Source organism: Tolypothrix tenuis PCC 7101 (assembly GCF_963874875.1).
Taxonomy (GTDB): Bacteria; Cyanobacteriota; Cyanobacteriia; order Cyanobacteriales; family Nostocaceae; genus Aulosira; species Aulosira tenue.
Genome location: NZ_CAWNJS010000001.1, coordinates 1,523,862 through 1,547,806 on the forward strand (window position 1 = coordinate 1,523,862; position 23,945 = coordinate 1,547,806).

Annotated in this window: 16 protein-coding genes; 8 read left to right on the plus strand and 8 right to left on the minus strand. The window is 41.6% G+C overall.

Annotated features, from left to right (window positions below; all coding sequences use genetic code 11):
* Window positions 1-10: 10 nt before the first annotated feature.
* Entirely contained in the window at window positions 11-286 is a 276-nt protein-coding gene (locus AACU25_RS06225; RefSeq protein ID WP_190446023.1) for a hypothetical protein, read from the minus strand.
* A 10-nt stretch (window positions 287-296) separates the two neighbouring features.
* On the opposite strand from AACU25_RS06225, the gene AACU25_RS06230 reads away from it, so the two are divergent.
* The 4 genes from AACU25_RS06230 (at window position 297) to AACU25_RS06245 (ending at window position 10,579) form a co-directional block, all read left to right on the plus strand.
* Window positions 297-4,391 (plus strand): PAS domain-containing protein, encoded by a 4,095-nt coding sequence (locus tag AACU25_RS06230; protein WP_096574385.1) that lies wholly within the window; start codon window positions 297-299, stop codon window positions 4,389-4,391.
* Window positions 4,392-5,316: 925 nt separating this feature from the next.
* Entirely contained in the window at window positions 5,317-6,888 is a 1,572-nt protein-coding gene (locus AACU25_RS06235) for an ABC transporter substrate-binding protein (RefSeq protein WP_096574386.1), read from the plus strand.
* A 10-nt stretch (window positions 6,889-6,898) separates the two neighbouring features.
* Window positions 6,899-9,199, plus strand: a complete 2,301-nt coding sequence (locus AACU25_RS06240) for an ATP-binding protein (RefSeq protein ID WP_096574387.1) — start codon at window positions 6,899-6,901, stop codon at window positions 9,197-9,199.
* A gap of 72 nt (window positions 9,200-9,271) precedes the next feature.
* Window positions 9,272-10,579, plus strand: coding sequence for a response regulator (locus tag AACU25_RS06245; protein WP_096583537.1), 1,308 nt, complete (start codon window positions 9,272-9,274; stop codon window positions 10,577-10,579).
* 33 nt (window positions 10,580-10,612) lie between these two features.
* Here the strand turns inward: AACU25_RS06245 and AACU25_RS06250 are convergent, their stop codons facing one another.
* Complete coding sequence (locus AACU25_RS06250) at window positions 10,613-13,717, minus strand: plasmid replication protein, CyRepA1 family (RefSeq protein ID WP_096574388.1); 3,105 nt, start codon at window positions 13,715-13,717, stop codon at window positions 10,613-10,615.
* Window positions 13,718-14,105: 388 nt separating this feature from the next.
* On the opposite strand from AACU25_RS06250, the gene psb34 reads away from it, so the two are divergent.
* Together psb34 and AACU25_RS06260 are read left to right on the plus strand one after the other, a co-directional pair.
* Window positions 14,106-14,276, plus strand: coding sequence for a photosystem II assembly protein Psb34 (gene psb34 / locus AACU25_RS06255; protein WP_045869854.1), 171 nt, complete (start codon window positions 14,106-14,108; stop codon window positions 14,274-14,276).
* A 335-nt stretch (window positions 14,277-14,611) separates the two neighbouring features.
* Complete coding sequence (locus AACU25_RS06260) at window positions 14,612-14,974, plus strand: hypothetical protein (RefSeq protein ID WP_190446022.1); 363 nt, start codon at window positions 14,612-14,614, stop codon at window positions 14,972-14,974.
* Window positions 14,975-15,083: 109 nt separating this feature from the next.
* On the opposite strand, the gene AACU25_RS06265 is transcribed toward AACU25_RS06260, so the two are convergent.
* Window positions 15,084-15,926: a phytanoyl-CoA dioxygenase family protein gene (locus AACU25_RS06265; protein ID WP_096574390.1), complete on the minus strand. Its 843-nt coding sequence runs from the start codon at window positions 15,924-15,926 to the stop codon at window positions 15,084-15,086.
* Window positions 15,927-16,099: 173 nt separating this feature from the next.
* Between AACU25_RS06265 and AACU25_RS06270 the strand changes: the two genes are divergently transcribed.
* A complete protein-coding gene (locus AACU25_RS06270; RefSeq protein ID WP_096574391.1) occupies window positions 16,100-17,245 on the plus strand; it encodes an NAD(P)/FAD-dependent oxidoreductase in 1,146 nt (381 codons plus the stop codon).
* Between the two features lie 49 nt (window positions 17,246-17,294).
* Here the strand turns inward: AACU25_RS06270 and AACU25_RS06275 are convergent, their stop codons facing one another.
* The 5 genes from AACU25_RS06275 to AACU25_RS06295 form a co-directional block, all read right to left on the minus strand.
* Window positions 17,295-17,657 (minus strand): DUF4864 domain-containing protein, encoded by a 363-nt coding sequence (locus tag AACU25_RS06275; RefSeq protein ID WP_096574392.1) that lies wholly within the window; start codon window positions 17,655-17,657, stop codon window positions 17,295-17,297.
* Window positions 17,658-17,675: 18 nt separating this feature from the next.
* Window positions 17,676-18,740, minus strand: a complete 1,065-nt coding sequence (locus tag AACU25_RS06280) for an SGNH/GDSL hydrolase family protein (protein ID WP_096574393.1) — start codon at window positions 18,738-18,740, stop codon at window positions 17,676-17,678.
* A 741-nt stretch (window positions 18,741-19,481) separates the two neighbouring features.
* On the minus strand, window positions 19,482-20,396 hold the full coding sequence (locus AACU25_RS06285; protein WP_096574395.1) for a YsnF/AvaK domain-containing protein: 915 nt from the start codon (window positions 20,394-20,396) through the stop codon (window positions 19,482-19,484).
* A gap of 146 nt (window positions 20,397-20,542) precedes the next feature.
* A complete protein-coding gene (locus AACU25_RS06290; protein ID WP_096574396.1) occupies window positions 20,543-21,469 on the minus strand; it encodes a DUF2382 domain-containing protein in 927 nt (308 codons plus the stop codon).
* 761 nt (window positions 21,470-22,230) lie between these two features.
* Window positions 22,231-23,070 carry a DUF2382 domain-containing protein gene (locus AACU25_RS06295; RefSeq protein WP_096574397.1) on the minus strand — a complete coding sequence of 280 codons (840 nt, stop codon included), beginning with the start codon at window positions 23,068-23,070 and terminating at the stop codon, window positions 22,231-22,233.
* Window positions 23,071-23,596: 526 nt separating this feature from the next.
* On the opposite strand from AACU25_RS06295, the gene AACU25_RS06300 reads away from it, so the two are divergent.
* Window positions 23,597-23,935, plus strand: a complete 339-nt coding sequence (locus tag AACU25_RS06300) for a hypothetical protein (protein ID WP_096574398.1) — start codon at window positions 23,597-23,599, stop codon at window positions 23,933-23,935.
* Window positions 23,936-23,945 lie beyond the last annotated feature (10 nt).

Here is a 23,945-nt window from a genome sequence, read left to right on the forward strand (position 1 = left end):
TGGTCATTTGTCATTTGGTAATTGGGTGTTTGGTGTTTGGTGTTTGGTGTTTGGTGTTTGGTGTTTGGTAATTGGGTGTTTGGTAATTGGGTGTTTGGTGTTTGGTGTTTGGTGTTTGGTGTTTGGTAATTGGGTGTTTGGTGTTTGGTGTTTGGTGTTTGGTGTTTGTTATTTCCCCTTGTCCCCTTGTCCCCTTGTCCCCAGTCCCCAGTCCCCAGTCCCCATTCCCCAATCTTGATAAACTAAACGGAGAAACTATATTATTTTTAAGCTTTCTGCTATCCATATAATTACTTATGAGTCAGATGCAGCGCACTGTTTTGATAGTTGATGATAACCCAGAAGATTGTGAGCTGTATCGGCAGTATTTTTTGCATGATCGGGAATACCAATATACCGTTGTGCTAGCAGAATTGGGGCAAACTGGATTACAACTGTGGCAAGTTCACCAACCAGATATTGTATTACTGGATTACCGATTACCAGATATTGATGGTTTAGAATTTCTCAAGCAACTACAAGCAATTACCCGTCAGCCGTTGTTACCTGTAATTGTAGTTACAGGACAGGGGAATGAAGCGATCGCAGTGCAGGCGATGCAAGCAGGGGCGCAAAATTACTTAGTCAAGGGTGGGATTACTTCTGAGGAAATGCGTCTAGCAGTGAATGGGGCGATTGAGAATTTACAGTTACGCACTCAACTGCAACAGCGCATCGAAAAAGAGCGATTAATTACCCAAATTACCCAACAAATTTATAAATCCTTAAATTTACATGAAATTCTGCAAATTACTGTCAATGAGGTGCGGCAATTCCTGCAGACGGATCGGGTAATTATTTTTCAGCTATTTGCAGATGGTAATGGCCAAGTAGTTGCAGAAGCGGTTGGGGAAAACTGCCAATCTGTGCTGGCTTCCGCAATTTTCGATCCCTGTTTGGCTGAGGAATACATTGAACGCTATCGTCAAGGACTGCTAAATCAAGAACCCAGTGCAGTTGAAGAGTATATCGAACGCTATCGTCAGGGTTTAGTTACCGCCACAGCAGATATTTATGATGGTACTGTTGAACCTTGCCACAGGGAAATGCTAGCGCAGTTTCAAGTCCGGGCAAATTTGGTAGTCCCAATTTTGCACGATCGCTATTTTTGGGGAATGTTAATTACTCATCACTGTACAGCACCCCGCAAATGGCAACAGTTAGAAATTGATTTGCTGCAAGAATTGGCAACTCAGGTCAGTATTGCCTTACGTCAGGCGGAAGCACTACAACAGGCACAAACTGAACTAGCTGAACGCAAACGTGCTGAGAAAATTTTACAAGAAAATGAAGTCAGACTGGGAAAAGCCTTAGAAGCTGCGCGGATGGGGACTTGGGACTGGAATATCATTACAGGTGAAATTCAATGGTCTGCCAACTTAGAAGCTTTGTTTGGCTATGCACCAGGCGAGTTTGATGGCAGGTATGAGACCTTTGTATCTCGCCTACACCCAGATGATCGCGATCGCGTCCTCGCAGCAGTTAATACTGCGATCGCTACAGGTGCAGACTACAACATTGAATTTCGCGTAGTTTATCCCAATGGCAATATTCGTTGGGCCCTTAGCCAAGGTAAAGTTTTCACCGACGAGACAGGGCAACCTGTACGCATGACGGGTGTAGATTTAGATATTACAGAACGCAAACACTCAGAAGCAGAACTGCGAGAAAATGCCGCTTGGTTGAAATTAGCGCAAAAAGCTACAAAATCAGGATTATGGGATTTAGATCTGACTACAGGTAAAGCCAAAATATCCGAAGAATACTGTATGCTGTTGGGGCTTGACCCAAGTATCAGAGAAATTAGGGGTGATGAGTGGTTGCAGTGGGTACATCCTGACGACCGCAGCCGCATCAGCGAGTATGTTGGTCAAATGATGCGTGAGCGACGGCAATATTATGATACAGAGTTCCGTGTCTTGCATCCTGATGGCGAGCGCTGGTTGGCTGGGAGAGCGCAGGTATTCTATGATGCAGCAGGTAACGCTGTGCGTAAAACAGGTAATGTCCAAGATATTACCGATCGCAAACGCGCCGAGGAAGAACTGCGAGAAAGCGAACGCCGTTATGCAACTTTAGCTGAAGCAGTACCAGTAGCCATTTTTAGGTTTGATAACAATAACAACTGTATTTATGTCAACAATCGCTGGTCGGAAATTACAGGTAGACCAACGCATACAGCATTAGGCATGGGATGGCTAGAAACCTTACACCCAGAAGACCGCGATCGCATTTTGAGAGAAACACCCCTAAGATTACAGCCAGGAGAATTTTATCAGAATGAAGGCAGGTGTTTACGCCCAGATGGGAGCATCATTTGGTTTTACGCCCAGATACTAGCGGAAACTGACTCCAATGGTAATGTTATTGGTCAAATAGGCTCTCTCACGAATCTTACTGAGCGCAAACGTGCCGAGGAAGAACTGCGTCAAAGTGAAGAGTTTAACCAACGAATGCTAGCCAGCAGTAACGACTGTATTAAAGTCTTAGATTTAGATGGTAGACTTTTATACATAAATCCTGGCGGCATCTGTCTATTAGAAATCGATGACCTCACACCTTTGCTCCACACAGAATGGCGCTGTTTCTGGGAAGGAGAAATGAGGCAAGAAGCAGAGAATGCGATCGCCATAGCTAAAGCTGGGGAATTAGCCAGATTTCAGGGTTATTGCCCCACCGCCAAAGGTACGCCGAAATGGTGGGATGTGGCGGTTACGCCCATCCGCAATCCCGCAGGGCAAGTCATGCAGTTGTTATGTATCTCTCGCGACATAACCGATTACAAACAAGCTGAAGAAACTATCCGCCAAAGTGAAATCCGTTACCGTTATTTAGCAGAAGCCATTCCCCACCTTGTCTGGACTTGTGACGCTCACGGCTATTGTGATTATGTTAACCAACGATTATGTGAATATACTGGATTAATATTTGAGCAAGCCTTGGGTTTTGGTTGGCTAGCAGCCGTGCATCCAGAAGATATGCCAGAATCTCAAGAATTGTGGATCAATGCTGTTGCAAATAGCACTTTCTATAAACATGAATATCGCTTCCGGCGTAACTCAGATGGTAGTTATCGTTGGCATTTAATTTTGGGCTTACCCCTCAAAGATGAACAAGGGCGGGTAGAGAAATGGTTTGGCACCTGTACAGACATTCACGATCAAAAAGAAATAGAAATCGAACGCGATCGCATTTTGCAACTAGAACAAGTCGCCCGCAATGAAGCCGAAAAAGCCAACCGTGTTAAAGATGAGTTTTTAGCAATTCTCTCCCATGAATTGCGTTCCCCCCTCAACCCCATCCTCGGCTGGACAAAACTACTGCAAAGTCGCAGACTGGATGCTCACAAAACAGCCGAAGCCTTAGCCACAATTGAACGTAACGCCAAGCTGCAAACTCAACTGATTGATGACTTATTAGATATTGCCAGAATTCTGCGGGGTAAACTCACCTTAAACGATGATGCCGTTAATTTAATATTTGTCATTGAAGCCGCCATTGATACCGTCAGAACTGCCGCCGTTGCCAAATCAATTCTGATTCATCCAGAATTACGCAACGTCGGGCAAGTATCCGGTGATGCCGTACGCTTGCAACAAGTATTGTGGAATTTACTGACTAACGCCATCAAATTTACCCCCAACGGCGGCAGGGTAGACATTCGCTTAGAAAGGGTAGAGAACCAAGCCCAGATTACCGTCACCGACACAGGTAAAGGCATCAACCCCAACTTTCTCCCCTACATATTTGAATCTTTCCGCCAAGAAGATGTCTCCATTACCCGCAAATATGGCGGATTAGGCTTAGGGCTAGCAATTGTGCGCCACATCATCGAAGCCCACGGCGGTACAGTAGCCGTTAACAGCCCAGGCGAAGGACAAGGGGCTACTTTCACCGTCAGTTTACCATTACAGAACATTGAACCAGAGAGCGATCGCACCGCAGATTTAGCAGCCGATGAACTCAATCTTGCAGGGATCAAAATCTTAACCATCGATGACGAACCAGACAGCCGTGATTTTCTCACCGTCTTGCTAGATTATTACGGTGCAGAAGTCGTAACAGTGGCTACCAGCTACGAATTTTTAGCCGCCCTAGAATCATTCCAGCCAGATGTCATAGTCAGCGACATCGGTATGCCCGAAGTCGATGGCTACACCCTGATAAAACAAGTCCGTTCCCTGCTACCAGAACAAGGCGGACAAACTCCTGCGATCGCTCTTACGGCTTATGCTGGAGAAATCAATCAACAACAAGCTTTAGCCGCCGGCTTTCAAAAGCATTTATCCAAACCCATCGATCCCGATTTGTTAGTACAAGCAGTTGCACAAGTGGTAATGGGTAATGGGTAATTGGTAATCAATACTTGTCGGTTAAGGGGAAAGGGGGAAGGGGAAAAGGGGCAAGAAAAAACCTTTAACCCTTACCCTTTAACCTTTTCCCAAACCAAATTAAGAGTTTAAAATCCTTAACCGAGCAGTATTGAATTGGTAATTGGTAATTGGTAATTGGTAATTGGTAATGGTTTTTTCTTTCCCTTTTCCCATTCCCCTTTGTCCCCTTAACCGACAAGTATTGTATGACTATGCAGCAAGGATTTTTATCTTGCTTTCCTGGGCCTGTTAGAATGCTATCTGTTTTTGGAATACTAATGGGTAACACCAGATATCAGGAGCTTTAGATGTATAGATAGTCACAGTGCTGTTAATAACAAGGATAAGAGAACAAAGTTATATTTTTTGGGCAATTCTATCGCTGCAATGTTTAGGAAGGAAAATTAATTGAACCGAAATTATTAATGTTTGAAAGCACTGTTCGCAAACATTCAGTTTTAAGTTTAGTTACATTCATCATCCTTAGCGTGTAAGGAATATAGAAAAAATCTAGAAATGCCAACTTCCCCATACATGATGGGGCATTCCTAAATACAAAATCCTTATAGAGTCTTTGTGAGATAGGTTTTTCAGTTTTTATATGGCACTAAAAGCAGCTTTTTTATTGTTAATGCTTACAGAAAGGGTAATCCAATGAAAAACTCCATCCCGTTGTGGGTGGAGTTTTTGGGCATGGGGAATGGGGCATAGGGGAGGCAGTGCGTTGTGGGGGTTCCCCCCGTTGTAGCAACTGCCGCTCTCCACCCACAAGGGGATGGAGTTTCCCGCCGCTTTCAATGAATTTCTTAAAACTTGTATAAAAGCTGACAACCTCTGTGGAAATTAAAACTCATCTGAGCTGCACCAGGACAACCGAATGTATTAATTAAAAGGTTAATCAGATATGAACCTCTCATCCCGGCAACATTTACGCGCTGGCATTAAATTCCTGAAGTATCTAACAATACTGCTGACAGCACTGTGGTTCAGCATTTCCCTTCCCGGATGCAGCTTGTTCCCAGCTAATGTATCTCCAAATGCCTCCACTCAATCCACCAAAACTACAGCCCCTCTACAGCGCTTTGACGGGATAACAGTCAATGTTGTCACTCGTTCAGGTGTAATTGGTGCAGGGCTAGAACGACGAATTCCTGAGTTTGAATCGCTGACGGGAGCTAAAGTCAAATTGACGATGCACGACTTTGGCAAGGTCTATGATATGTTGCAAGCCGACTGGTCGAGTGCATCTCCTAAATATGACATGGCGGTGGCCATGCCCCAGTGGTTAATTGACTTCGTTAATGCTAATTATCTGGAAGATTTAACCGCTCGTGTCAAGGCTGATGCAGCGTTGCAGTGGGAGGACATTGTCCCCTTCTTTCGCAATGCCAATGCCATTCATAATCAGCGCATTTACGGTGTTCCGCTAGATGGGGACTATCATCTACTCTACTATCGTACCGACTTGCTGCAAAAAGCCGGATTAACGCCACCCTTGACTTGGGATGATTATTTGAAAGTAGCGCGGAACTTTCATGGCAAAGACCTGAATGGGGATGGAACTCCAGACTACGGCTCTTGTATTGCCAAGGAACCGGGACACGTCGGATTTTTTATGTTTAGCTCGATCGCCACATCCTATCTACAATCCAAAGGCACAGGGCAGGGGGCATTTTTTGACTCGGAAACCATGAAACCATTGGTAAAAAATGAGGCGTTTGCCAAGGCTTTGGATGTTTACAAACAAACGATGGCCTATGGGGTGCCTGATGATGCCAACTTGAAATTTGTTGAGGCCCGCAATGTTTTTCTGGCAGGGCGATGTGCCTTGATGATCGACTGGGGCGACATTCCCACGCTGGCAATCGATCCAACCCTTTCAAAAGTAACGAATAAGGTTGGGGCAGCCATGACACCGGGTAGCTCCCAAGTGCTTGATCAAACCACAGGCAAATTCACAGTCTGTGATAAGTTTGTCTGTCCCTACGCCATTGACGGCATTAATCATGCCCCTTTTGCGGCTAACTTGGGCTACACCGGAGTCATTTCTGCCAAAGCCGCGCCCAAAGTAAAAGATGCTGCCTATGCCTTTCTGTCCTATATGAGTCAGCCAGCCCAGGCAAATGTGGATGTGACAATTGGTGCAACTGGGTTTAACCCCTATCGGGTTTCACAGTTTAAGGACGTGACTCCCTGGATTCAAGCAGGGATGTCAGAGGAAGCGGCCAATAACTATTTAGGAGCTATTGGCATTACCTTAAGCAATCCCAACATGGCGTTAGACCTGAAATTACCCCACGCCAAACGTTATCAATTGGAAATTCTTGAGCCAGCGCTGACAGATTTCATGGCCGGAAAAATCAGCCGCGAACAGACAATGGGGCGGGTTGAGCAGGGTTGGGAAAAAATTACGGATCAGGTAGGACGGGAATCCCAAAAAACAGCGTATCGCTACAGCTTGGGATTGCAATCTTAGAGGAAAAACAATGCAGAAACAAAGCCTCAGCCGCAAAATTGTTTTAGCCTATTCGCTGCTAGTAACACTAGCGGCTGGGCTGTTGACTACAGGGTTGTCCTGGCAACTCCGCACCGTCCAGCGTCAAGAAATGCGCGATCGCCTGATGGAACTGTTGCGCCTATCTGTCCCCCAAATCGACAGCGATTATCTGGCGTTGACAGTGACACCCAACAGCATGAAGGAGCCATTTTACAAAATCAATCAGGAACGGCTGAAAAATATTCAAGCTGCTAGCCCCTCAATCAACCACATCTATACCCTACGGCAACAGTCGGACGGGAAACTGGTTTTTGTGTTGGATTACTACAACGAAGGGCGTTCTAATGCGCTGGTGGGAGAGCCTTTGCAATTCATCACCCCTGGACTAAAAGGCGACATTGCAGACTTAGAAGCACCGCTTGTTGAACCCGATATTCTATCAAGTTCGGCAGCTAAACCTGTTCTCTACGGCTATGCCCCAATCAAAAATCAGTTTGGGCGCACCAATGGCGTATTAGTGATTGAACTAGATGCCAATTCGGTGATTCAAAGCGAGCAGCAAGCTGGTGTCATTGCCTTAGCCATTCTCTGTCTGGTCTTGCTGTTGACTCTAGTAGTGATTTGGTGGCTGTCTCAGTCATTGGTAATTCGTCCTGTTCTGCAATTAAATCAGGCGGCTAAACAGCTAGCAAGCGGTCAGTGGCAGCAAGCCCTGCCAAGCGATCGCAGCGACGAGCTCGGTGATTTGGCTAAGTCTTTTGATTACATGGCCAAGCAACTGCAAGAATCTTTCGCCACCCTGGAACACCGGGTGCAAGAGCGCACTACTGAGCTGGAAGCCGCAAAACTAGCTGCTGATTCGGCGAGTCGGGCTAAAAGTGATTTTTTGGCGAATATGAGCCACGAACTGCGTACACCTCTCAATGGCATTCTCGGCTATGCCCAAATTTTGCAGCGCTCTAAATATTTGCAACCATCCGACAAAAAGGGGATCAGTGTTATTTATCAATGCGGCAACCATTTATTAATGCTGATCAATGATGTCCTGGATTTGGCGAAAATCGAAGCGGGAAAACTGGAGCTAAACCCGTCAGATATCCATCTGTCATCGTTTTTGCAAGGGATTGCTGAGATGAACCGGATCAGGGCTGAACAAAAGAAAATCATTTTTGCCTGCGAACCTGCGGCAGATTTACCGCAAAGCATTTATGCTGATGAAAAACGATTGCGCCAGGTGTTAATTAACCTATTGGGCAACGCTATCAAGTTTACAGAGCAAGGAAGTGTTTACTTTCGGATTACGGCTCATCAGCATCATGAATCCCTCGACTCCTACAGAATCCGCTTTGAAATTGAAGACACGGGTGTGGGGATGAGCCCTGAACAGCTAGAAAAGATTTTTCTGCCGTTTGAGCAAGTGGGGGATGTGAAAAAGCAAGATGAGGGAAGTGGCTTGGGACTGGCGATTAGCCTAAGAATCGTCTCTCTCATGGGCAGTAAAATTCAGGTAGAAAGCACCTTGGGGCAAGGTAGCTTATTTAGCTTTGAAGTTGATCTCCCAGCATCGCTGAACTGGTCAATTCAAGAGCGTCAGGACGGGAAAAACATCATTGTGGGCTATGGTGGGCAGAGACGCACAGTCCTGGTGGTGGATGACAAATGGGAAAATCGATCGCTGATTGTCAGCTTGCTAAAGCCGATGGGATTTGATGTGGTTGAAGCCAGCAATGGTAAAGAGGGTTGGGAGCAGATCATGGCTCACAAACCCGACGTACTGATTACTGATTTGGTGATGCCCGTCATGCACGGCTTTGATTTGCTTAAACAACTACGCCAGTCTACTGAGTTGTCGCACATCTTAGCGATCGCTTCATCTGCCAGCATTTTTGCCCAAGATGAATTTCAAAGCTTGGAAGCAGGAGCTAACTGCTTCTTATCCAAACCCATCCAAGTGGATGAGCTACTGGAGATAATTCAAACCCATCTCAAGTTGACCTGGATTTATGAAGAACCAACTACAACCATAGAATCCTACAGCCAAGAAAGCTATACGCCTGCTGTGATGCAACTGCTTCCTCCACCAATAGAAATTCTTAATCAGCTACAAAAGCATATTCAGGAAGGCGATCTAGATACAGTGATTAACTTATGCGAACAGATTCAAAAGTCTCATCCCACATCATTTGAGTTTGCCAAAAAATTGATTCAACTGTCTGAAGATTGTCAGCTCAAACAGATGCGTGAATTGCTACAAGAGTCCTTAATTATTGCTGATAGCAAAATGCGCTAAGACACCTGAAATACAAATTTTCTCAATTTTATATATCGCTCATGGAGGACAGCAATGACAACAGACCATCCGATGACCAACAATCAAAGTCGTGAATTCGTTTTGGTTGTGGATGACAATCCCACTAACCTATCGCTCTTGCGGCAAGTGTTAAAAGAAGCAGGCTTTCAAGTGCGGCTAGCAGAAGATGGGAAGAGTGCAATTGAGCAGGTAGAGCGCGCCTTACCTATCTTAATCTTGTTAGATGTGCAGATGCCTGTCATGGATGGTTTTGAAACCTGTACCCGCCTCAAAGATAATCCTAAAACTCGCGATATTCCCGTGATTTTTATGACTGCACTCTCCGACATCAGTAACAAGCTGAAAGGGCTATCCCTAGGAGCAGTAGACTACATTACCAAACCCTTTGAGCAACAGGAAGTCTTGGCGCGGGTTATGGTACATTGGCGTATGCACAAGCTGACGCAGAAATTGCAACATCTGACCGAGACCCTGGAAGAGCAAGTTGCAGAGCGAACCGCATCCCTTCAGCAAGCGCAGATACGCCTAGTGCAGCAAGAAAAGCTTTCGACACTGGGGGAATTAGTCGCAGGCGTGGCCCATGAAATGAACAATCCCATCAGCTGTCTGGTCAACAACATTCCCGAGGCTAAAGAACATATCAGCACTTTGCTACAAGCATTAGCACTCTATCAATCTGAGGTCAAGCAGCCCTCCGCTTTACTTCAGCAGTCCCTAGAAGATTTAGATCTAGAGTTTGTGGCAGAAGACTTACCAAATTTGTTAGGTTCAATGCACCTCAGCACCGATCGCATCAAGGAGATATCCCTTGCCCTACGCACCTTTTCGCGGATCGACAATACATCCAAAATACCCTTTGATTTGCATCAAGGGCTTGACAGCACGTTGCTAATTTTGCAGCATCGACTCAAGGCATTAGGGAAACGACCAGCAATCCAAGTTATTAAGCAGTACGGAGTATTGCCCCTAGTAGAATGTTACCCTGGACAGATTAATCAGGTATTTATGAATCTTTTCGCCAATGCTATTGATGCGTTGGAAGAAGCCAATCAACAACTTGGCATAGAGGAGAATAGAGAAAATCCTAATTGTATTACCATCACCACTTCATTGAAAGATCAACAGATGGTAGAAATTCATATTGCAGATAGCGGCATTGGCATGAGTGAAGATATCAGAAGTCGCATTTTCGACCATTCCTTTACAACCAAAGGGATTGGTAAAGGAACAGGGTTAGGACTAGCGATCGCTCACCAAATTGTGGTGGAGAAACACCAGGGCCATATCGATGTCTACTCCCAGCTTGGACGCGGAACTACCTTTGTCCTCACCCTACCCATTCATGGTCAATTTGGATAATTTATTTTCTAGAAGTCCCTTACCCATTACCCATTACCCAATCCCTAATCCCCCTACCATCTGCCATTCCGATATCGAATTAACCGCCTCATCCCTCATATTTCGCAAATGAGTCAACATTAATTCATCGCGTTGTTGCCAAATTGCAAATACTTTCTGTCTACCATCTGCAAGGGTTTCTGCGTCAACTTGATAACCTTTATCTCCTCGCCTCAACCTTAACCCCAGGAAACTTAACAAGCGACTGAGGATTTTAATTCCTGAAAAACTTTCCGGCGCGCTTCCCAAATTAATACCCAGTACTCTTTTAATATGTTTACTATTTTGCACAGCCAAATTCTTCAATAAAATTAAATCTGGCTCATCTTCTGTAAATTCTCTCCCTACTTCTAGAAAATCTACCATTCCCAAGGCTCTCATGGCCTCAACCTTCAGCGTATAAGTCTTTAAATCTGGGAGAAAAACCTGCCCATCACCCCATGATAATTGTTGGTGCCATTCCTGGCGATCGCGAATATGGAAATACTCGCTTTCGTGGGTTAGATAATAGTGAGTTAACAGTTGTCCGTAATAGCCTCTATCATCTTGCAACTTTAGATTCGGCGTAACTTCTATACCGTATCTTTGCCTGAGAATATATTTCTCAACGGCGTTCCGTTCATCTTGCGTGAGGGAATGTTTAGCCAGCAAATTCTCATGCTCAACATAATCAATATCCCTAGCATTAGCTACAGCCGTTGCTGCTAATAATTGATTTTGCTGTTTTATATCGCGAATTTTCCGTTTGATTTCTTTAGACTTTTGCCGTTTTTCTGTCCATTCCTTTTGGACTTTGACAATTTCTAAAATCAACCGCTTGCGATTAGTGAAGTCTTGCGGATCTGTTGCCAAGAATGCTAGGCGTAAATCGCGGATAATATTATTGTGTACAGCGTTGCTTCTTGTCCAAACTTGATGCCCATCCGCCGTTAATCCTTCTTGTAAAGATTGACGATAAAGGCGAATGGAAGCATTTACCCTAGCAGACAACTTCGCCCAGGTTCGTAAATGAATTGGGTCATACACTAAGGGTAAATCAACATCAATTTTATGTAGAGGACTGAGCAAAGCTAAATTATCTTTTTGATTTTCTTGATACCAATAGGAAAGCAAACGATAATTTGTACTACCACTACCAATTAAGCCAATACCCCGCTTGGCACACCAAACCACACGCGGCACATTATCCCGCACTCTTGCTAATGCTTGGCGAGCTTCTGAATCTGGAATTACGCCTTGAAATATGCCATATACTCTATCAAAATGTTGCACATCAATGCTAATTCCTGTGCCAATACTAGGAGTAACAAATACCGTCTCATATTCAGGAATCTTGTCATTAATTGCTGCTACAAAATCAACTGCTGGATGTCCGGGTGTATTTGTAGTTTGGCTGCTAACAACTAAGGTTTGAGGAAATTGGCGGCGTAACTTCTCTAACCGTTCTTTTAAATAACGCTCAATAGTTTCGCAACTGTAACGCCCAGTACGACTATCAGTAGTGACGTAACATTTCCGCCCAGCAATTAAATCTAATTCCAACTGATGAATTAACGGTGTTGGGTTCGGAGAATCATAAAAAGTCACATCCCAGCCGCGCTCTGGTTGCCATTGATTTAAAACTATCCAAGGCGTTAATTTATTACCTGCTAAACCTTGTAAATATTCTAAAGATACATCAGATAAATCTGCATCTTGAGCAATGATTAATCCGCCAGTGCTTAAAACTGTAGCAATTAGTTGTTGGAATATCTTTAATATTCTGACGCGCTTTTGTTTACAAGTATTACTGTTGAGTAGATGCCATAAAGACTGCTCTACTTCATCTAAAATTACGATTGCTCCTTGCCAATCATCTGGGTTTAGCTTCCAAATAGAATCAACACACAATCCAAAGGATTTGGGCATGGGGCATGGGGCATGGGGCATGGGGCATTGGTAAATATTTTCTTGGCGTTCTCCGTAATTAATGCCCCAGTTAATGCCGATTTTTTCACATAAAAATTTTCCCAGTTGGATTCTATGGGTAATTAATAAAATAGGTTGATTTCTATTTTTGGCTTGATGAACGACAGCTTTTAAGCCTGTAGTTTTACCTGTTCCTTTAGCTGATTTCACACCTACTAACCCAGAGGTAGGAAAAGGAATTTCACCTAAATAAGGAGAATTAACTGTAATTGCAGCCGGAATAGTTAACTCGGTATGGGGTTTAGTTAAAGCTAGATAAACTTCTAAATCAACGCTTTGGCGATAAACCTTTTCAAAACTACCCGCACCTTTAGCAACAATAAACTCATCAACGCCTTTTTCCAACCCTGGTAATTCAATAACTTTTACAGGGCAGTTTTTTTCTTGAAATAAAAAGCCTAGTTGAGAAATGGCGTTATTAACTGCGGCGATAGTTTTGGGTTTAGTTTCAAAATCAAAGCAAATATAAAAGGTACGTTTTTTGAGAGCAAAAATTCCTAAGTCAGGAATTAGCTGACGACGAGTGACTTTTCCAAAATCATCTTTAACAACGCGATAGCCGCTAGTGATTCCCGGAATTGCGATCGCAGCGTATCCTTGACTTAAGAGTGTGGCGGCTTTCTTCGCGCCTTCGCAAATAATCAGGGGAATGTTCTGTTCCATCACCCATTGCCAAAAGCCTACAGCTTCGCCACTGGCAGCAATACTAATATTGTTGGGTAGAGAGATATTGTAACGCTGGGCAACTTGCTGCCAAACATCTAGTGTCACGCGCAGACAAAACACCCGTGTTGGCGTACTGGGGGGGTGTTCGTACTTGATAGCCTTACCATTTTGATTGATTCGCGGCTGATTTGGCTTAAAGCATCCCCATTCCATCATTTGCCAATGATTTACCGGATCGAGTCCCGAACACCACCAGCCGCCTTCGGTGATATGGGCGTAACGCTGCAACCAGGCGTTTTTTACCATCCCGGTATTGGTGCGGGGAAGCAACTCAGAAATCAACAGGTACTCATAGGCGTTGATCCCCTGAAGGGACAAAAAATTCAGCTTCGCAATGTGTAAATTTATGCCACTGCTCTTGACTAATTCCTCAAGGTGTTGGGGGTGTAAATAGTGCAGATGCATAGTGCGAGGCTCTAAGCGAGGACGTTGGATTTAAAACTTATCATGCATCTGCCGATTTTTTATCATGGTTTTCATGAGGGTTTAATGATGTTTTTTTTACTCAGTGGCGGGAGATACATCGGTAAAAGACAAACTAAACGATTTTCTCTTTTATCTTGGTGCGGTAATAAGTTTGTATTGTGATAATTGTTCGCAATTAATTTTTAATTATCAGTAGAATCCTAGATTAAGGAATGCGATCGCACTGACACAGCAGTTCAGTTGTATTACCTGCCTAATAAGCTCAGTTTATAGATACTATTTAATCTTTGTTGTCAACGTGTATTGACCAATCGTAACAATATTAGTTAAATTACTTTACATAAAGTAACAACCCAAAGAAAAAACTATGTATACCACCATTAACGAAAACGGCATTCTTAACAATTACGCAACCGAACCCGAACTTTACTACGCGGAGTATCCCAACCAAGAGTTGCAAAATCGTTACAAGTTTCAAGCTGCAATTGGTACTTTATTAGTTACAACTCTATTTCTAGTTGCTTTAGGCGTTAGCTAAGATTTTTTACTTCGGTACAGCTATTTCTCATCCAAGAAGGGACTACTTTTAATTACCTCAGCTATTAAGCTGAGGCTTTTTATTTTTACAGATGATTTTATTGCTTAAGCTAATGCGCGTCCAAATTGCATAAATACTAATAAGGGCTGTGAACTGTTGACAGTCAAAAGCCTTCACGATGGATTATGTGTTAAGCTTCAGCCGTAACGCACACACCGTCATTTCGTTACTTTCATCACGTTTGCATTAATCAAATTGGTAAATTCTGAACTATATATTTACTCAACTTAAGTATTAAATAAAATGACTACCAATAAACTAGGAAAAGCAAAAACGTGAACCGTTTCCAAAAGCTGTCCTCAATGGTTGTCCTGCTATTAGCTTTCATCTATCCGCCTACTCTGGCTGAAGCTAAGGATACTACCCTCAATCATGTGTTCAATGAACAGAGTATTGACACACAAACAACATTATTAGGAGAGCAAAGTGAAGAGCTTTTGTTAGCTCACCGACGCACTCAAAGACGTTACCATAGACAGCGACATGGTGGACAATATTATCAGCGCCACCGGAATCGCAAAAATTATCATAGACGAGGTTATCGTTCTACACGTTATCGCGGACAAGCATATCGTTATGGGCAATGGGAACTTGTGCGCGATCGTCATGGCAGACTAATGTATGATTGGCGGCGTTAATCATTAACGTTGTCCTAATTCCTCAAATATTTTTGATGCGTAAGTCCTCATATATTTAGACCGATTATAGATAAGTTCTTATTTCAAAAATATCCTCATATTCATTAAATTAACCGTAAGCTCCATTGGGGATAAATCCTAAAAGTTGTTTTAATCTTTCGTCTGCTTCTTCATAGCAGTGACTCGGCATTTGATAATTCATAAATGGTGCATACTTGTGACCAACCAGTCTCTTAGCGTAGGTAATTTGTGTAATGTAGCGAGTCATAGAAGAAGAGTTTCTAGAGCCTCTATGCCATACCTGATTGTTAAAGCAAACGGCAGAACCCATAGCACCCAAGCAGCTATAAATTTGGTTTTCATATCCAGAAATATCACCATTGCAGAACTTACCAAATAGATGAGATCCAGGAATCACCTGAGTAGGCCCATTTGCTTCAGATAATACATCTGTGAGGTAATAATTCACAGTAAATGCCAGAACATTTAAACGAATATTAGTTAAAGGTTTACCATCCAGCGAAATTATGTGCGGTGTATCGTCTTGATGCCAAGCATTTTTCGCCAACCCGTCAGTTTCCGAAGGAATTTTAAATGAGTTATTGTGAATCACATGAATGACATTAGCATTGGGAATCCCATCATGTATTGAGTATCCTATGCCATTTGCTTCACCAATTAAATGTTCTGCAAATGTCACAACTGGTTCCAAAGCAAAAAGATTCAGATTATTCTGAGAATGTTCAAACATTCGCTTCATAATCTTTTTGGATTTATGATAATTTTTACCTTCAGTCTGCTGGAGAGCAGCATCTAAATCATTTCTTAAAAGCTCACATTGGTAAGGTGTTAACACATTGTCAATTACCAGAAAGCCATTAGTATGAAAAAACTCAATCCATTTCTTTAATTGCTCTGTAGTTGGCTTATTTCCAGCTAAATATTCAGACATTTTTCCTTGAGATTTATATTTATATTGGTATGTAATACAGGCTTTATTGTTGAGCCAGTTAATTCTAGTCTAAGAGATGATCAGGTTATATAATCCATTGAGTAGGCGATCGCTCTACTATCCACCGTTACCAAAAAAGCCTAAACTTGGACAGGTACGTGCTGGTGAGCAGAATGAAGACTTACGACTGGATTGTTGTTGGCGCAGGAATTACAGGTGCGACACTTTCCTACGAACTAGCAAAAGTTGGCTTTTCGGTTCTCTTGTTAGAACAATCGCCAACACCAGACAACGCCACCCGCTATAGTTATGGTGGGTTAGCTTATTGGTCAGGAACTACACCGTTAACTCGCCTACTCTGCGAAGAAGCGATCGCACGTTATCAAATCCTATCGCAAGAATTAGACGCTGATATTGAATTTCGCGAATTAGATTTATTACTAACTATTCCAGCCGATATTAATCCAGAAATTACAGCCGCATCCTACAATAATGTTCGCGTTCCACCTCAGCTACTCACTGTTACTGAAGCTTGTGAACTAGAACCACTGCTAAATCAAGATGCAATCTCAGGTGCTTTAACAGTAAAACACGGTCATATTAACGCAGAAAAAACTACACAAGCTTACATCCAAGCTTTTCTCGGGATTGGCGGTGAACTCAAGATAGAACAAGTATTACAGATATTACCTAACGGCGTTAAAACAAATACTGCGACTTTCAATAGTGCTAATGTTGTGATTTGTGCTGGTGGAATCAGTCGCCAGTTACTTAAATCTGCTGGAATTCCCGTCAAAGTGTATTTTACCCACGCAGAAGTGATTCAAACTCCACCTGTTGAACAGCGGTTAAATACCTTAGTGATGCCAGCAAATATGCAAAGATTTCAACTAGAAGCCAAATCTACTCAAGTTGATGAATTATGGAATCAAGCAGGGAATGAGCCAGTACCACCAATCCTAGATGCAGGTGCGATTCAGTTTCAAGATGGTAGTTTGCGCTTAGGACAAATTAGCCGCGTCCTCACAAATCCCGATGCTGAGGTAAATCCCCAGGAAAGTGAAAATTGGCTGCGAAACAGTATTGGCAAAGTTTTACCAGCATTAGCAAATTTACCTGGTACTTGGCACAAATGTTTGGTGGCTTTTAGTAGCAATAGCTTACCTTTAATTGGTGCGGTTCCAGAATATGAGAGCATACATATTTTTTCTGGCTTTAGCAATCCCTTAGTTTTAGTACCACCTTTAGCACAACACTTTGCTAACTTTGCCAGCAGCAAGCAAGATGATATTATTCCCCAGCTATTATTAAAGCGATAAATTTAACTATTTACTCTTGTACAGACGCGATTAATCGCGTCTGTTGCAACTAATTAAATTCAGCCTCCACAGGTAATAAAACACATCCGTTAATTTTCCATGTAATATCAGGCTGCCTTTCCATTACATATAATGCCTTAACAGGTACTCCATCCGGGCCAAGTAGCAGTACTGGTTGAGTAATTTTGCCGTGAATATTTATTATATTTTGAAATAATACAGAACGAGGACGATAAACAGCCGGATAACTTACCCGCACCATTTGCATAAAGTTTTCTGCGGTGCGGAATTGGGTTTGAATTCCTGGACTAGCAAAGGCAAAAGCGCCTAAAGTATCATCCCTTTGGAAAGCTTCTAATTGACGTTCAATAACATAACGTATGGCGATCGCATCGCTATTAGTGATATTCATAATCTAAATTGCGATAGCTTAATTATCGCGCTGACTTAGCCTTAATTCTATCTGCTCTAGGGCTGCCTGCCACACTTCATAGCCATCAGGGGATAGATGTAAACCATCAGTGGTTAACTCTAGGCGCAAATTACCTTCAAAGTCTGTAAACCACCTATACATATTTGCATAACTAACTTTTTCTTGTTTAGCCATTAATGCCAGTTGATTATTGAGATTACGAATCCGTTGGTTAGAAATTGTTGACAAGCGAGTAGGTAAAATCGATTGCACAATAATTTGCGCTTTTGGATGATTCTGCTTTAAGCGGCGCATAATTTGGCGATGATTACGCAAAATTACATCATCACTTAGACCTTTGCGTAAATCATTAATCCCAGCCATCACATATATTACATCTGGTCGCGTTTGGGAAAATGCTCCTAATCTTTTTAACACACCACCAGAAGTATCTCCAGATATACCTTGATTGAGCCACAATTTAGTGGATGGCAGTTTTTCCTCAGGAAACCACATACTCAAAGAATCGCCTACCATAATCCCTAGATGATTTCCGCCTTGACTTTGAGCAACGGCTTTGGCTTCTAAAGCTAATAAACGTTTCCAGTCTTCGTAACTTAACTGTGGTTTCTTAGCTGACTCCGAGAGCGATCGCAAGGTATCATCATCTACAGCTTTAGAAACTTGACCTGATTTTAGAGCTGCGAGTCTTTGATAATACAGTTGGCTACCTGATGCCAAAATGCGGTTTGTACCCACAGAAATAGGATTAAGTGATGATTGTAATGGCGTTGCTAACTCCTGGTTAGTCAAATCTGGTAAAGAGAAATTACCACTAGGGATAGTTTTTTTTGCTAATGCTGGCTGCGTATTTAAAAACTGCAAAGCCTGACTAGTAAAGTCCGATAGGGAGATGTCAAAACTAGGGATGGCTTTTTCGCCTACTGTTAGCTGTGAATTTTGATTTAATTCCCACTGTAATTGAGAATTTTCTGGCAGGATAATCGACATCTGGGGAAGAGCCGATGCTGGTATTGCCAATCCTGTTAACAAACTTGCTGCCAACAGATAAGAATCCCTCATCGCTTTATCTCTCCTATACTCATTACTTAATTTGATGACAGTATTACCTGAATGCACTCAGGCAAATTTTACTTCGGTTAAGTCTTATTGTGATTGACTTCGTCTAGGTCTGTAAAGCAGGTTCACGGACTCCAATTAGACAATTTACAATCTCTTTAAAGCAGGTTTTTGCTCAAATTAAACAACTTTGCCCTATAGCAAGACTTTAAATACCACACTGATTTTACTATCCCTGAGACTGGTATCTCTGATATTTCAGTGTTTTACGCGAATCTTGGCTGCCTCAACAGGATAAATCTATAATTTTTGTGTAATCTATTGGACTATTTATTTAAGTAAATACACATACATCAAACTGTGAATGCTTTTTGATGTTTTCATCAACGCCCGATCTAAGTGGAACATACCGCATACCACGGATGACAATTTCATGCAGTACAGTATTACAGAGGTGTTTATAACTTTGCACCGTACTTGTTGTAGAGAACATCTGCAATCTTCTGTTACATACAAATTTAAATTCTATATTTCGCGTACAGGTGGTCAAAAGTCAAGAGTTTACGTAGGATGCGTTAGCGATAGCGTAACGCATACTAAAACAGAGATGTTTTTACATCAAATTTCTATAGACCTGTATCCCTACACCTTGGTCTATTTACCTAATAACAATTTGAAACCTCAAAACTTTGAGGTTTTGAGGTTTAGGCTTTGGGGTTTAAAGTTAATTGTCTCGCGCAAAGTTTATAATTCTGGCTTTGATACTTGACCTAAAGAACAACGGTCAAACCACTCTTGATATTTTTGGCGGTGTTCTTCATCTTCCACAACAATTGAAACTTGTACCTGCTTACAACCTTGCTGCTTTTCAAGTGCGATCGCATTTAACAGTAGGCTAGCAATTTTCGGAGAGGTAAACAAGCCACTCACTGTTAAACCATCTGCCAAACTTGCAACTTGTGGTATCTCCCCTGCATTCAATCCCATCCCAGAAATTTCTTCTTGTCCTAAATCAATTTCAGCTAATTGTTTATGTTCTGGACTAACTTGTTCCACAATTAGCTTTTCACGCCGCACAGGAACTTGCACCATCCTGGTTTCAATTTCTTTACGGACAATTATATCTCCAACTTTCCGCTTTTCACTATTAATTACCAAGCGTTCTTCTAGTAATTTAATAGTTCTTTCTTCGCTAATTTCTGAAGATTTAGCAGTATCTAAGCTGCCATTTACAGTTGGGCTATAAGCCATTTCCCCAGTTGAGCCATTAGATACTATTTGCTCGCTGGGTTTATTTTTTCCTAAATTATCTGACATATTTTCTATCTCTGATTTTTCTAAATCTATGAGGATTGATTTAGTAGGATTATCAATTTTTTTAATTCTCTGGCTCCTGAGTAGAAATGACTTATGCTTCTCAGCGACTCGTTGAGAACCAGATTCTATATTATTTTGATTTATCTGTTTAGATATAACTAAATTTAGTCGATTTTGAGCATCTAAAACTAAATCTTTAACGACACCAAGCAGTTGCCCTTGCCTATCTATAACCGCAAAATTCCTAACTTTGCTTCCCAAATTATCCAGCAAGTTGCTAATACGTTGATTAATGGCTGGACTTACTTGCCCATTATTGCGTGACAAAGTTTGGCTATTCATAAGGCAAATTTTATTTAACTGCTATGTGACCAGCAAACTGCTATTTTGAGCTAAATAATTGAGTAGAAGTACAGGCAAAGCTATCGGCTAACTTCACCTGCACTTTATTTAATTAGTTATTAGCTATTAACTAATAACTAAGCAAATTAGCGTTCTTCAATTGGTAGACCACCAGTGGTATCTATATCTAATTCTTCACGACGTACAGTTGCTTGAGCTTCTGATGTTTCTTGCTCAACAACTTTTTTGACTCTGACTTCTTCACGAACTACTGCTTCTTTACGAATGTCAGGAGTTTCTTCATAAAGTTCTACACGAGCAACTTCACCTTCACGGAAGTTAGCTTCTCCAGGAGTCACAGCAGTACCCGCATCGGTTGGTGTAACACGCTCAATTACTACGCGTTCTCTTTCTAGAGGAATCGCTACTCTTGCAGTGTCAGTTTCGACGCGCTTACCAATTGCTACTTCTCCAGCTTTTTGGCGTTTCTTATTAGCAATTAGCCGTTCTTCATATAATCTCAGAGTCTGATTATCCGCCTCGTTAATTCCAAACAAAGAAGGCTCGTTTTCGTAACGGTAACTATCGCGGTTGTAAGCTGGGGTTGGTGTAACTGCTGGTTGATAATTTCTATCTAGAGGTGCAGCAGCATCTACAGGTGTTGCTGATTCTAAAGTCGATGTGCTTTCTACAGCTCGGTTTGATGCTAAGTCACCGGGACGACGATATACACCACGCACCCGTTCTTCATAGTCATAATCAACGCCTGAGCGTTCATTAAACTCAGGTAAATCATCTGCTTGCTGTCTGGTCATGCCAATAGCATAAACTCGATCAACGTTATAGTCGATGCGCGCACGTCCAATGGGTAACAATACTTTTTTACCAAAAATCCAGAAACCCAAATCAACGACTAAATAACGGAAATGTCCTTCATCGTCTACTAAAACATCGCTCACGCTACCAATCTTGTCATCAGTGCCTTCTGCATAGACACCAAGTCCCTTAATATCATCACCTTGAAAAGTATCGCGGTAATTGGGATCAAAATCTTCTAGTTTGTAAAGAGCCATTTTATATTTACCTCAAATTATTCTCTTTCATGCGTTAATAACTAAAGTAAAAAATTATATATTTTTTGCCATCTGACCAACGACTGAAGTAATTCAATATTTTTTTATCTCAAGTAGTATATTTTTTGTAATTTATATAATCCTTAATCCTCGATTGACTCATATAAATTAAATATTTAAAATCCCTCAATCAGTATTTCAAATTTATTAATTTTAATTACAATGTTTATTCTTAAAAAATTAGTTAATACATATTATTTCATCTCATCTAGGTAGCCCAGTAGCATTCAAAATGCCTGTACTATAAGATTCATAGCAATTTGAAAAAATGTGACAAATTGTAGGAGCAAGGCATTGCCCATACGTGTCAACTTAACGTGAAACCCGCTTAGTTCAAGGTTTCGCCCTCACCCCCAGCCCCTCTCCCTCAGGGAGAGGGGAGCAAGAGATTCAATTCCCCTTCTCCCTGAGGGAGAAGGGGTTAGGGGATGAGGGCGAGGGTTTTTTTACAACGCCCGCCCTATATAGCTTTTAGCTTAAGTTGACACCAATGGGCATTGCCTTGCCCTCTAGAATATATTGATGTATATCATCCTTATCATAAAAAAATAGATGGGTTAATAACACCCATCCAGATTTTCTAGTGGAATTGTGAGCTTTTACGTCAGTTTGTTCTAATTAGAGGACTGCATATAATGGATAATATGTCGTTCTCTTGTGAAAATAAAACTGGATTTGATATCTTGAAATCTTGAATGTGACTAAATTAAGTTATCTCTACCAGGAGCAGTTTCATTCACATTCAAATTACCAGAAGTATCAATATCTAACTCTTCACGACGAATTGTCTCTTCTGCTTCAACTGTGTCGCTATCAACCACTTTTCTGACTCGAACTTCTTCACGCACAAAAGTTTCTTTCCGAATCTCAGGGGTTTCTTCGTAAACTTCTATGCGTGCTACTTCTCCTTCTTGGAAGTGGGATTCTCTAGCATCCACTACAGCATCTTCGACTGTAGGAGTAACTCTTTCAATTACAACGCGCTCTTTTTGAATAGGTACGGAAACTTGTGCAGTTTCAGTTTCAATGCGCTTACCAACTGTAACTTCTCCAGCCTTAACCCGATTTTTATTAGCAATCAATCTTTCTTCATAAAGTTTGAAAGTTTGATGATCTCGCTCATTCAAATCGTATAAATCAGGCTCTTGGTAATTATATGTTTCTCGGTCGTAAGTGAATTGGCTATTTGGCGAACGATAAGTACTGCGGACATTCTCTTCATAGTCGGGATCGACGACTAAGTTATCTCTATATTCAGGTAATCTTGCTACCTGTTCTTTACTTAATCCATCAACATAAACACGTTTTTGATCGTAATTAATCCGAGACAGCCCTATTGGTAGTAATATCTTTTTATCAACAGCATCTAAACGTGTATTAATAACTAAATAGCGAAAACGTCCATCTTGGTCAACTAAAGCATCATCAACAGCACCAATTCTATCTCCACTTTCAGTGTAGAGATCCAAGACTTTAACGTCTTCACCACCAAATATTTCTTTGTAGTCGGGTTCAAAATCTTCAAGTCTGTAGAGAGGCATAGGTTATTCCAATGTGGCTGAAAATATCTATGCATTAGCCTAAAAATTATAGAATTATTTTTCCTCCTGCTGGCGACTGAATTACAGAAAAATCTTCATACTTAATAGGTGAAAAATTTAGAAGTATCAACTAATTTAATTACCAATTGGCATATAACTTAAGATATAGGCATCCCCTATAATTGCTGAAATTACTTGCATGGCTAGAGAATAGGGAAAAATATTCTTAAAAATTAACTAAAAGTCTTATATAAAATAAGCTTATTAGGTGAGCGATATATTTGTAATCTAGAACACAAATTATCCCAAGGTGAATTATTAAGGTTTCCTTGGATATTGGCTGCTTATGTTAAGCGCGATCGCAATCTTAAATCATCACTGCCTACTTTCAAGCCACTACCTCTTACTTTACGTTTAGTTCACAGAACTATAGCAAACTTATGTTGATTTATTTCTACTGAGTGATTTAATTGGCAGTTAGTTTAGAGTGAAATTAAAACCTCGCTCATCAACATGGAAAAGTTTTATGTGGAAAACTGTGTTCTTCACACTGATACTATTGATTGCTTCAGTGTTACTAATTGCTGAAACTACCTTTGCAACTCCTTGGATTGAAGGAAACACATGGCTTGCTGAAACGGCTTTAAACGCTTCTAAACCTGAGGTAACACCATCACCAGAATTACCAAAGGCTAATGATGAAGCGACAAAAAATCAACAACCTCAAGAAAACGAAACAGAAAATCAGAATACAGCAGCACAAACACAATCAGCTATCAAGACCATCCGTCCCCAAACTGCTAATCCTTACGATATAGATGCGATCGAAAAATATAATGAGGAAAATTACGGCGCTGGTAACTAATAGTCCATCA

Excerpts from the sequence above, each read along its gene's own strand:
- AACU25_RS06225 (WP_190446023.1), bottom strand. The coding sequence starts at position 286 with ATGGATAGCAGAAAGCTTAAAAATAATATAGTTTCTCCGTTTAGTTTA.
- AACU25_RS06230 (WP_096574385.1), top strand. The coding sequence starts at position 297 with ATGAGTCAGATGCAGCGCACTGTTTTGATAGTTGATGATAACCCAGAA.
- AACU25_RS06235 (WP_096574386.1), top strand. The coding sequence starts at position 5,317 with ATGAACCTCTCATCCCGGCAACATTTACGCGCTGGCATTAAATTCCTG.
- AACU25_RS06240 (WP_096574387.1), top strand. The coding sequence starts at position 6,899 with ATGCAGAAACAAAGCCTCAGCCGCAAAATTGTTTTAGCCTATTCGCTG.
- AACU25_RS06245 (WP_096583537.1), top strand. The coding sequence starts at position 9,272 with ATGACCAACAATCAAAGTCGTGAATTCGTTTTGGTTGTGGATGACAAT.
- AACU25_RS06250 (WP_096574388.1), bottom strand. The coding sequence starts at position 13,717 with ATGCATCTGCACTATTTACACCCCCAACACCTTGAGGAATTAGTCAAG.
- psb34 (WP_045869854.1), top strand. The coding sequence starts at position 14,106 with ATGTATACCACCATTAACGAAAACGGCATTCTTAACAATTACGCAACC.
- AACU25_RS06265 (WP_096574390.1), bottom strand. The coding sequence starts at position 15,926 with ATGTCTGAATATTTAGCTGGAAATAAGCCAACTACAGAGCAATTAAAG.
- AACU25_RS06270 (WP_096574391.1), top strand. The coding sequence starts at position 16,100 with ATGAAGACTTACGACTGGATTGTTGTTGGCGCAGGAATTACAGGTGCG.
- AACU25_RS06275 (WP_096574392.1), bottom strand. The coding sequence starts at position 17,657 with ATGAATATCACTAATAGCGATGCGATCGCCATACGTTATGTTATTGAA.
- AACU25_RS06280 (WP_096574393.1), bottom strand. The coding sequence starts at position 18,740 with ATGAGGGATTCTTATCTGTTGGCAGCAAGTTTGTTAACAGGATTGGCA.
- AACU25_RS06285 (WP_096574395.1), bottom strand. The coding sequence starts at position 20,396 with ATGAATAGCCAAACTTTGTCACGCAATAATGGGCAAGTAAGTCCAGCC.
- AACU25_RS06290 (WP_096574396.1), bottom strand. The coding sequence starts at position 21,469 with ATGGCTCTTTACAAACTAGAAGATTTTGATCCCAATTACCGCGATACT.
- AACU25_RS06295 (WP_096574397.1), bottom strand. The coding sequence starts at position 23,070 with ATGCCTCTCTACAGACTTGAAGATTTTGAACCCGACTACAAAGAAATA.
- AACU25_RS06300 (WP_096574398.1), top strand. The coding sequence starts at position 23,597 with ATGTGGAAAACTGTGTTCTTCACACTGATACTATTGATTGCTTCAGTG.